This window comes from Propionivibrio pelophilus DSM 12018 (genome assembly GCF_059569095.1).
Genome location: NZ_JCANUT010000084.1, coordinates 1 through 9738, shown reverse-complemented (window position 1 = coordinate 9738; position 9738 = coordinate 1). Strand labels below are relative to the sequence as shown.

General features: G+C 57.4%; 11 protein-coding genes and 2 pseudogenes. 9 read left to right on the top strand and 4 right to left on the bottom strand.

Annotation, left to right across the window (positions count from 1 at the left end; all coding sequences use genetic code 11):
- Window positions 1–101: 101 nt before the first annotated feature.
- Window positions 102–827: a GntR family transcriptional regulator gene (locus BO74_RS19870; protein ID WP_496444946.1), complete on the bottom strand. Its 726-nt coding sequence runs from the start codon at window positions 825–827 to the stop codon at window positions 102–104.
- 270 nt (window positions 828–1097) lie between these two features.
- Here BO74_RS19870 and BO74_RS19865 point away from each other — a divergent pair, with 270 nt between their 5' ends.
- The 7 genes from BO74_RS19865 (at window position 1098) to BO74_RS19835 (ending at window position 7398) form a co-directional block, all read left to right on the top strand.
- The gene (locus BO74_RS19865; protein WP_496444945.1) at window positions 1098–2102 is read left to right on the top strand and encodes a C-terminal binding protein; all 1005 of its coding nucleotides are present in this window, start codon (window positions 1098–1100) and stop codon (window positions 2100–2102) included.
- Window positions 2103–2258: 156 nt separating this feature from the next.
- On the top strand, window positions 2259–2408 hold the full coding sequence (locus tag BO74_RS19860) for a hypothetical protein (protein ID WP_496444943.1): 150 nt from the start codon (window positions 2259–2261) through the stop codon (window positions 2406–2408).
- A gap of 12 nt (window positions 2409–2420) precedes the next feature.
- Window positions 2421–3389, top strand: a complete 969-nt coding sequence (locus BO74_RS19855; RefSeq protein ID WP_496444941.1) for a 2-dehydro-3-deoxygalactonokinase — start codon at window positions 2421–2423, stop codon at window positions 3387–3389.
- 14 nt (window positions 3390–3403) lie between these two features.
- Window positions 3404–4036 (top strand): 2-dehydro-3-deoxy-6-phosphogalactonate aldolase, encoded by a 633-nt coding sequence (locus tag BO74_RS19850; RefSeq protein ID WP_496444939.1) that lies wholly within the window; start codon window positions 3404–3406, stop codon window positions 4034–4036.
- Between the two features lie 390 nt (window positions 4037–4426).
- Window positions 4427–5446, top strand: a complete 1020-nt coding sequence (locus BO74_RS19845) for a TRAP transporter substrate-binding protein (RefSeq protein WP_496444937.1) — start codon at window positions 4427–4429, stop codon at window positions 5444–5446.
- A 98-nt stretch (window positions 5447–5544) separates the two neighbouring features.
- Window positions 5545–6000, top strand: a complete 456-nt coding sequence (locus BO74_RS19840) for a TRAP transporter small permease (RefSeq protein ID WP_496444935.1) — start codon at window positions 5545–5547, stop codon at window positions 5998–6000.
- Window positions 6001–6105: 105 nt separating this feature from the next.
- The gene (locus BO74_RS19835) at window positions 6106–7398 is read left to right on the top strand and encodes a TRAP transporter large permease (RefSeq protein ID WP_496444933.1); all 1293 of its coding nucleotides are present in this window, start codon (window positions 6106–6108) and stop codon (window positions 7396–7398) included.
- Window positions 7399–7458: 60 nt separating this feature from the next.
- Here BO74_RS19835 and BO74_RS19830 read toward each other — a convergent pair.
- Window positions 7459–7689 (bottom strand): annotated as a pseudogene (locus BO74_RS19830) (tyrosine-type recombinase/integrase); the annotation flags it as partial.
- A 229-nt stretch (window positions 7690–7918) separates the two neighbouring features.
- Between BO74_RS19830 and BO74_RS19825 the strand changes: the two are divergent.
- Window positions 7919–8077: pseudogene (locus BO74_RS19825) on the top strand (IS5/IS1182 family transposase); the annotation flags it as partial.
- A 148-nt stretch (window positions 8078–8225) separates the two neighbouring features.
- Here the strand turns inward: BO74_RS19825 and BO74_RS19820 are convergent.
- On the bottom strand, window positions 8226–8840 hold the full coding sequence (locus tag BO74_RS19820; RefSeq protein ID WP_496444931.1) for a recombinase family protein: 615 nt from the start codon (window positions 8838–8840) through the stop codon (window positions 8226–8228).
- Window positions 8841–9119: 279 nt separating this feature from the next.
- On the opposite strand from BO74_RS19820, the gene BO74_RS19815 reads away from it, so the two are divergent.
- Window positions 9120–9410 (top strand): helix-turn-helix domain-containing protein, encoded by a 291-nt coding sequence (locus BO74_RS19815; RefSeq protein WP_496444929.1) that lies wholly within the window; start codon window positions 9120–9122, stop codon window positions 9408–9410.
- A 133-nt stretch (window positions 9411–9543) separates the two neighbouring features.
- Here BO74_RS19815 and BO74_RS19810 read toward each other — a convergent pair.
- The coding region (locus BO74_RS19810; RefSeq protein ID WP_496444927.1) for a transposase at window positions 9544–9738 on the bottom strand (195 nt) is incomplete at its 5' end.

Genomic DNA, 9738 nt, shown 5'->3' with positions numbered 1-9738 from the left:
CCCTCCAGCCGTTCCGATCCGAGCTAGGCCATAACCTCCGGGTGGATGTAGTAAAACGAAACATTGAAAATGTGCTTTCTGGTCTTCCGCAGGCAGTCCTTCTAGGCCTCGTCTAGGGCCAATTTGACCGACGATAGTTCTGTTGACCGGTGCGGCGCAGTCAGAAGTCCTTCCTTGCACGCTATATCGAACCACGCGAGGGATTTGGAGATGTGCGAGGACAGGATCGTCCTGGCGCGGGAAAAATTGTCGTTCTCCAGCGCAACGATGGTCGCCTGGTGCTCGTTGATCGCCCGGGTGCGGATGTCTCCGAGCGCAAGCGAGATTCGCGTGCGGATCGAATCGAGTCGACCCGAAATGAGATAGTAGGACTCCGCCAGGCACTGGTTGCCGCTGTTATCCACTATGGCGCGATGGAAGCTCGTGTCGGCCTGCGCGACGGCAAGCAGATCGCCGCTTTCCTTGCTCGCCAGCATGGCGTTGTTGGCCTCGCTGAGCAAGGTCACGAGTTTCTGTTTCCGGAGATGGGCACTCATCTTCAGTGCCTGCAGCTCCAGAATTGCCCGGAATTCGTACAGGTCCGACACCTCCTCTCGCGACGGCAGGAAGACGAAGCTGCCGTAGTGCGGCCGGATCTCAATCAATCCCTGGGCTTGCAGCGCGGTGAGCGCGTCGCGAACCGGCGTGCGGCTGATGCCGAACGCCGCGGCGAGCTTTTCTTCGGAGAGGATCTCGCCGAGCCCGAATTCGGCGTCCACGATGGCGCGCCGGATGCGTGCACCGACCTTGGTCGTCAGGGACCTGGACTTGCTCGAACGAGGTTCCATCGAATTTTCCATAAATTTCTTCAAATAAGACACGCAAACATACAGCTTGCAAGCACCGTGACGATACTGCGAAAAGCAGGCAAAGGCAACAAACAACGGCTGTTTAAAGCAGGGTCGTGTCGATTGCCAGTGGGTTGACTTAGCGCTATTTTTAAATCACACTCGTACCTCAGTTGATCTATCGTTGTGCCTCGCAAAGAAGCACGCAGTACTTCGCTTTGGATGTGACGGCACCTGTATTTATCGTGTATTGCATGGAGACCACACAGCATGGGAGAGCGCAGCAACACCAGCGGGCAGGATAGGAAATTCACGGTCGGCATCGCCGAGCCCGGCTATGCGGATCATCGTGTCGAAAGCGAATTGCTTGAGCCTTTCGGTGCCGAGGTCCGGTTCTTGCGATGGGGCGGGGATCGATCGAAGTTGCTGGCGCAGCTCGACGGGCTCGACATCGTCATGGTGCGCGACATTCCGGTGATGGACGCCGAAGCCATCGGCCGGTTGCGTGAAGGTGGCGGTATCGTTCGGTACGGTGTTGGTGTCGATACCATCGACCTTGAAGCTGCCAAGCAACGTCGCATCAAGGTAGCCAACATTCCCAACTATGGCGCCGACATCGAAGTGGCCGATCACGCGGCGGCCATGACGCTCGCGCTGGTCCGGCGCATCGTGACGCGTGACGCGCAAGTCAAGGGGGGGCAATGGAACATTGCCCAGAAAGAACCGATTTACCGCATTGCGGATGCGACACTCGGGCTGGTCGGTTTCGGCAAGATCGCTCGTTCCTACATGGAAAGAATGCGCGCTTTCGGCATTCGTGACGTGCTCGTTTTCGACCCTTACATCACCGACGAATTTGCAGCCCAGTTCAAGGTTGTCCGAACCAGCTTTGAGGAAATCTGCCGCAAGGCACAGATCATCTCGCTGCATGCGCCGGCAACGCCGGAAACGCGCAATCTGGTCAATGCTGACACCCTCGCGCTGATGAACGAAAAGACCTGCATCATCAATACGTCACGCGGCGCCCTGATCGACACCGCTTCGTTGGCCGACGCGCTGAAGGCCGGAAAGATTTTCGGCGCGGCGCTTGACGTCATCGACAAGGAGCCGATTTCCGACGATTGTCCTCTGCGCGGACTAAATAACGTGATCCTGAGTGACCATACGGGTTGGTATTCCGAAGCCTCCGTGCGCTCGTTGCAGGAAAAGGCCGCACAAGCCGCCATCGAAATGCTGACGACGGGCTTCCCAACCCAATGGGTCAACCAGTGGTAAGGAAAGGAAATAACGCAAGAACGAACTGATCGCGCCAATCCGGGAAATCCGCAGGCTCTCGGTGGCGTAGCAACGATCAAGGACAAGTGCGTTATAGCACAGGTACTGCACGTAGCAAACGAGGACTCTGACCTAAAACCGCCTGGAGGGAATGCGATGAAAAAAGTGCTTCAAATGACCAGAACGGCGCTAACGGTTTTGGTAACGGCAGGCCTGATGACGGCGGTGGGCTATCCCAGTTCGCAACTGGGCGACGACACCAAGATGATGACCTCGCTACGTGCCGGCACGCTGGAAATGTTTTGAATTTGGAGAAAAATGAACATGCCCTGCAATGATATTAGCCCTCCAGCACTTCTAGCCCTTGACTGGGGCACCTCAAGCCTTCGTGCTTTTTTGATGTCCGGTGGAGAAGTCCTCGAAACTCGCCAGTCAGCGCACGGCATCCAGCATCTTCCCGTTCCCGGCGTGCCGGGATTTGAGACGGCTTTTGCCGGCATTGCCGGTGACTGGGTGGCGAAGTGGCCTGGATTGCCCATTGTCGCTAGCGGCATGGTCGGCAGCGCCCAAGGCTGGAAAGAAGCGCCCTATGTGCGTTGTCCGGCCGATATCCAAACCTTGGCCCGCCAGCACGTTCGCGTTGCCAGTGGCCTCGGCCCGGACATCCTGATCGCCCCGGGCGTGCTCTTCGACGAGCCGGATTGTTTGCCGGATGTCATGCGCGGCGAGGAAATCCAGATCGCCGGAGCGCTGCTGAATCACCCGGAATGGACTGCCCGAGCCTGCATGGTGCTGCCCGGTACACATTCCAAGTGGGCGTACATCGAGAACGGCAAGCTCGTTCGCTATGCGACCTATCTGACCGGAGAGCTCTTCGCCGTCCTGACGCAGCATTCCATCCTCGGTCGGTTGCTTCCCGCCGAGCGCAAGACGGACCCCGATCCTGCCGCTTTTGCCCTTGGGTTGGCAACCGCCAAGCGCAGCAAACCGGGCGACCTGTCGCACCAGATCTTCGGCACGCGCACGCTGGGCCTTAGCGGTCGTTTGCCGCATGCTTCATTGGCCGATTACCTCTCGGGGTTACTGATCGGCCACGAACTCATCTCCGGTATGGCCGAGGCCGGCAACCTCTCGGCGATGCCACTCGTCATGATCGGCGCACCGGCACTCTGCCAGCGCTATACCGATGCACTTGAAGCGTTTGGCCGACGTCCCGATGCGATGCTCGACAATACAGCGGCGGTGGGACTGTGGGATTTTGCCCTGGCCGCTGGGCTCATCAAATGACAGGAGTAACCCAGATGCCTGATAACACGCTTGCCACACGCTTTGCCGCTGCCCACGCGAAACTGCCGCTCGTCGCGATCCTGCGCGGCATTACGCCGCCGGAGGCCGAGTCCATTGTGCTGACCCTCTATGAGGCCGGCTTTCGACTCATCGAAGTACCGTTGAATTCGCCGAATCCGTTCGACAGCATTGCGATCATGCGGCGTGTTCTGCCCGACGATGCGCTCGTCGGTGCAGGGACGGTATTGCGTGTCGAACAGGTTCGTCCGCTCAAGGCGAGCGGTGGCGAACTGGTGGTAATGCCGCATTCCGACGTTGCCATCATCCGGGCTGCCAAGGAAGCCGGGCTGATCTGTATGCCGGGCGTGGCGACGCCGACGGAAGCCTTTGCCGCCTTAGCCGCCGGGGCTGATGCACTCAAAATCTTTCCGGCGGAACTGGTCACGCCACCGGTCCTCAAAGCGATTCGCGTCGTCCTGCCCAAGGGAACGTTGCTGCTGCCGGTAGGCGGCATCATGCCGGATAACATGAAACCCTACATCGATGCCGGCGCTGCCGGTTTTGGGCTCGGCACGGCACTCTACAAGCCTGGGATGACGTCATGCGAGGTCACGGCAACGGCAAAGCGATTCGTTAACGGATGGTAGTAGGTGTTCCTAATGCGTCGCTTGCTATGCCCGACTTTGACACCGCCAAGTAACACATCGCGCTGGAAGCGGCATGGGATGGTGGGGGCGGTATCTCGGCTCCAGCGCCTCCGACTACGTCAATGGCACCACCCTCACCGTCAATGGGGGATGGATGGGGCGGTGAAATGAGATTTCTTGTTGACGATCGAGTCTGGACAAGGTGGCTCGCGCGAACTAGATCGATCGAAAACAGGGATTGGAGATGTACTCGTTTTGGGGAGGGTGAATCGGCAGCAAAGAAGTGTGCAGAAGTGGAGGTATTGGAGTCGAATCGATGGCCAATTACGGTCATGCAGTAACGGATCAAGGGTACAAACATCATTAACGCGGATTGAGGAGGAAACAACCATGAAGAAATTTTCATTGTCGGTCGCTTCGCTGATGGTCGGCGCGACATTCACGCTGGCAGGTTTCGGGATTAGCGCACAGGCGCAGGAGAAGGAAGTCAAGATGAAGGTCGGTATCGGTTCCAGCCTGACGGCCAGCTCGCACGGCCAGGGTATGGCCAAGTTCAAGGAACTGATCGAGAAGGAATCGGGCGGCCGCATCAAGTTGCAGATCTTCCCGGACGGTCAGATGGGCAACGACCAGTCGATGATGGATTCGTTGAAGATGGGCACCTTGGACATGATGGTGACCTCGTCCGCACCGATCGCCAACACGACCAAGACCTTCCTGGTGTTCGACCTGCCGTTCCTGTTCACCAGCGAGAAAGTCGCCGACGCGGTGCTCGACGGTCCGGCCGGCCAGGAAATCCTCGATACGCTCAAGGGCACGGGCCTGATCGGTCTGGTCTATTGGGAAAACGGCTTCCGCAATATCACCAACAGCAAGAAGCCGATCAACACCCCGGATGACCTCAAAGGCCTGAAGATCCGCACGATGCAGAACCCGATCCACCTTGATTCGTTCAAGGCTTGGGGCGCGAATCCGGTCCCGCTGCCGTTCAACGAGGTTTTCACTGCGCTCGAGCAGAAAGTCATCGACGGACAGGAAAACCCGAACACCCTGATCTACGACGCCGGCTTCTACGAAGCACAGAAGTACCTGACCATCACCAAGCACTTCTATGCCCCGTTCTTGGTGCTGATCGGCCAGAAGACCTGGGACAAGCTGAGCGCCAACGACCAGAAGCTGGTCCAGAAGATCGCTCTCGAAACCCGCGACTACGAGCGAAAGGTTAACCGCGAGAACAATGCCAAGTATCTCGATCTGATGAAGAAGAAGGGCATCGCGATCAACGAGGTTTCGCCGCAGGATCTCGAGAAGTTCAAGGCCTCGGCCAAAGACATCTACGCCAAGTTTGCCAACGACATCGGCAAGGAGCGTCTAGACAAGGTGCTGGCTGAAGTCGCCAAAGTGAAGTAAGGCGGCGTTGCGCCACGAAGGCTGGGTACTGCTGCCGGTAACGGTGGCGTATCCAGCGTCCGATTGCCGGATTGGATTGTTGTATAGGGAGTCTTTACATGCTGCGCATATTCGACAAATTGTTGGCGTTCATCACTGCCTCGGCGATGGCTGCCATCGTTCTCGTGGTCTTCGTCAACGTAGCCATGCGCTACATCCTCAATACCGGGTTGACCTGGAGCGAGGAAGTGGCCGTCAACCTGTTCGTCTGGGTTATTTTTCTCGGCGCCATTCTCGCGGGCCTCGAAGGACTGCACATCAAGGTCGATATGTTGACCAGTAAGCTTTCGAAAAAGATGCAAAAAGTCTTTCTGGTTATTTCCAGTCTTTGCGTCCTGTTTGCCATGGGTGTCCTCACCGTGGGCGGAATCGACGTGGTCAAGGTTTCGCACCAGAACATCAGTTCGGCTACCGAGTTGCCCTTTTCCTACATAGCGGTCTCGGTGGTTGTTTGTGCCGTCTGCCTGGCACTGATTACGGTGTATCAGACTGTCAAGGAATTGCGCGCCGACTGAAAACAAAAACGAATTCGTCCGGCGACAACGTTTCCGACTATTGGCGCCTCGTTGCGCGCGACTTGCTGCAATAACTTCATGCCCATCAGGAAGGGGTAATACACGATGGAAGGTCTTTCCCTCATTTTTTTGTTTCTGGCTGCCTTGTTTGGCTTTCTGGCCATTGGCGTGCCTATCGCGCACACCCTTGTACTGGTTGCGGTCGCGTTACTCGTAGCCATCGATAGTTTTGAGCCACAGTTCATAGCCCAATCGGTCGTTTTTGGCGCCAACAGCTTTACCTTGCTGGCCATCCCGTTCTTCATCCTGGCCGGCGAGATCATGAGTTATGGCGGTATCTCGAAACGCATTGTGCATTTCGTGGCCACGCTCGTCGGTCATGTGCAGGGTGGTCTGGGATACGTCGTCATCATCGCCAGCACCATCTTCGCTGGCCTCTCCGGTTCTGCGGTGGCTGACGCCGCGGCGCTGGGCGCCATCCTCATCCCGATGATGGTGCAGATGGGTTACGACCGGGCGTTGTCGACGGCTCTTATTTGCGCTTCGGCCATGATTGCTCCGATCATCCCGCCGAGCATTCCTTTCATTCTCTATGGAGTTGCAGGTCAGGTTTCGATCGGCCGGTTGTTCATGGCGGGCATCGTTCCGGGCCTGATCCTGGCCTCTGCACTGATGTTTATGTGGTACTTCATGTCCAGGAGATACAACTTCCCGATCGGCAAGAAGGCGACCCGCCCCGAGTTGTGGCTAGCACTGAAGAACGCCATCTTTGCCCTGTTCATGCCGGTCATCATCGTCGGAGGGATCCGGTTCGGCATCTTTACACCGACCGAGGCCGGTTGTGTGGCCGTCATGTATGCCCTGTTCATTTCCGTGGTTATCTATAAAGAGCTGAGTTTCAAGGATATTGCCCATGTCTTGGTGGCTACCGCCAAGACAACTGGAATGGTGTTGCTGGTGGCCGCGACGGCTACGAGCGCCGCCTGGGTAGTTACTACTGCCGGCGTGCCACAGGCCATTGCCGACGCCTTGTCCGGTTTTGCCAGTTCGCCGCTGGCGCTGATGCTGGTCATCAACGTGTTCCTGGTTTTCCTCGGTATGGTCATGGACTTGGTGCCGGCCATGCTGATCTTTACGCCGATCTTCGTCCCGCTGGTCAAGAGCATCGGGATCGACCCGGTCTATTTCGGCGTGATCATGACGCTGAACCTGGTGATCGGCCTGATCACTCCGCCGGTCGGTACTGTGCTTTACGTCGGCTGCGGCGTGGCCAACATCAAGCTGGGCGAACTCGTCAAGAAACTGTGGCCGCTCCTTCTCGTGGAGTTGGCTGTACTGTTGCTGCTTGTCGTTTTCCCGGCGATCACTCTTGTGCCGGTCGGGTGGTTCACCAAGTAAGAGCTTTTTCAACATCAGGAGGGGCGTGACCTGGACGTCATGCGATTCGCGGCGACAAAGGAAGAGTGCCCGGCTTGTGGTTGCCGGGCGCTCATGCTGCAGGTAGTCCGCCAATGCTTGTCCGGTGGTCAGCGGCAGCGGCAGGATGTCCTGCCGTCGCGATTTTGCGCCCTTCAGCGTGACCGTGCCTTTGCGCCAGTCGACGTCGTCGATCGACAGGTTCGCGATCTCGCCGGCGCGCAGTCCCATGTCCAGTGCGCAGCGGACGATGGCGTAACCTCGCCGGGGCATGCGTCCGTAAGGGAGTACGGCGAGAAGCCGTTGAACTTCGTCCGGCTTGAGGGCGCGGGGCAGTGAGGCAAGTTTCCACTGCACCGGCGAGGAAATGACCGCGCTCAGACCAGCAAGGACAACCGATCAGCGTGAGCGGTGTTCAGATAGAAGTGAAGGGCAACGCCCCTAAGGGCACCGGCCTCGTGCGCTATACGAAGTCGCTGGCCCTGTCGCGAAACACATATGTGCCCATCTCAAGCGAATCCTGAAACTGGACAAGCTACGATTGAGGGGCTTCAGTGGTGCCCAGGATGAATTCCTATTGGCGGCAACCGCACAGAATTTGCGGCAAATGGCGAAATGGTTGATGCCAAGAGCAGAGAAAACCTGCGGAATGCCTGCCTAAGGGTGAAGCAGGCGAAGACAAACATCGATCTGAACCCAAAATTCAGCAAGCAGTCCGATAACAAATCACTCCGCCTCCGTCTTCCGTGACAAAAACAGAGTTTCTCAACAGAATAGGCCGTTTTAAGCCATTCGTTCTTCGGCCAAGATTATGTCCGCGACAACAACTTTGCCCCATCCTGGCGCAATTCCCCCTTGGGTGAAATGTGCCGATACAGGGTCTGCCGCGTAATGCCGAGCTCCTGGCATAGATCACCGACCTTCGTTTCAGGCTGCCCCATCGCAGCCATTGCAAGCCGCAACTTGGCCGCCGTCATCTTGAAAGGGCGTCCGCCTTTACGGCCCCGTGCCCGCGCCGAGGCCAGACCCGCCAAGGTACGCTCGGCTATCAGTTCGCGCTCGAACTCGGCCAGCGCGGCAAAGATGCCAAAGACGAGCTTGCCGGCGGCGGTCGTGGTGTCGATGGCGGCGCCGTGGCCGGTCAGCACCTTCAAGCCGATGCCTCGCCCGGTCAGGTCGTGCACGCTATTGATCAGGTGACGCAGGTCGCGCCCGAGCCGGTCCAGTTTCCACACCGCTAGCGTGTCGCCCGGACGCAATGCCTTCAGGCAGCTCGCCAAGCCGGGGCGATCCTCGCGCTTTCCGGACGCCTGATCCTCGTAGAGATGCGCCGGATCGACACCGGCAGCGATCAGCGCGTCGCGCTGCAAGTCGGTAGCCTGGGAGCCGTCTGCCTTCGATACCCTCATGTAGCCAATGAGCATGGTTGTATGTCACATATACGTTCGATTATGTGACAGTGTGCGCCAGAAAGATCAGGGTGTCAAAATTAGTCACTTAACCCGTCAGTTATTCTACGGCATGCAAAGGATGTCGTCTGATGCATAATGTGACCGGAATTCCGGAGGGATGCCTTTAGTGGCTCTGGCAGACGCCCCTGTCTCTTTCCGCCACAGGACACCCAGACAGGCAAAGAGAGTTATAAGCAGTAGAGGGATAGTCTGTAGATGTAAAAGCCGTGTCGCTGCACTCTCTCACCTACTATGGGTCGAGAAACAAAAAACATCAGCGATGCTCAGCACCGAGTCGCTGAGAATGTACGACGATTCCGAAAAGCAAAGGGATTGAGTCAGGAGGAGCTAGCCGAACTGGCGGACTTCCATCGCACCTATGTTTCACAACTGGAGCGTTGTGTTACCAATATCTCTGTAGGTGGCCTAGAAAAGCTTGCCAGAGCGATTGGTGTCGATATTCTCGACTTGTTGGCAAAGATCGAATCACCGACCGAGGCTTCCCTTTCTACCGATAACGTTTCATCCCAAGCAAAGGGCTAAGGAAACACCGAACAAGTCACGTTTGGGCGAAGAGTTGAAAGCAAACTGAGACGAAATTGTGATCGCAAAGCGTTTCTCATTGGATAAACGGTGGTTTTGGTGCCCGAAAGCGGAGAATCTCTCCGCTTTCGGACTACATTGGACGCACGGTTCCCGTGAGCGGTCGTCCCCATTTGAGAATGTTGAGCATGGCCAGCAAGGCAAAGGCCCGGTTGGCATTCTTGGCGAGGCCGCGATAGCGCACTTTGGCAAAGCCCCAGAGACGCTTGAGCACGAGGAACGGATGTTCGACCTTGGCGCGCACACTGGACTTGCGCCGGTTCGTCGC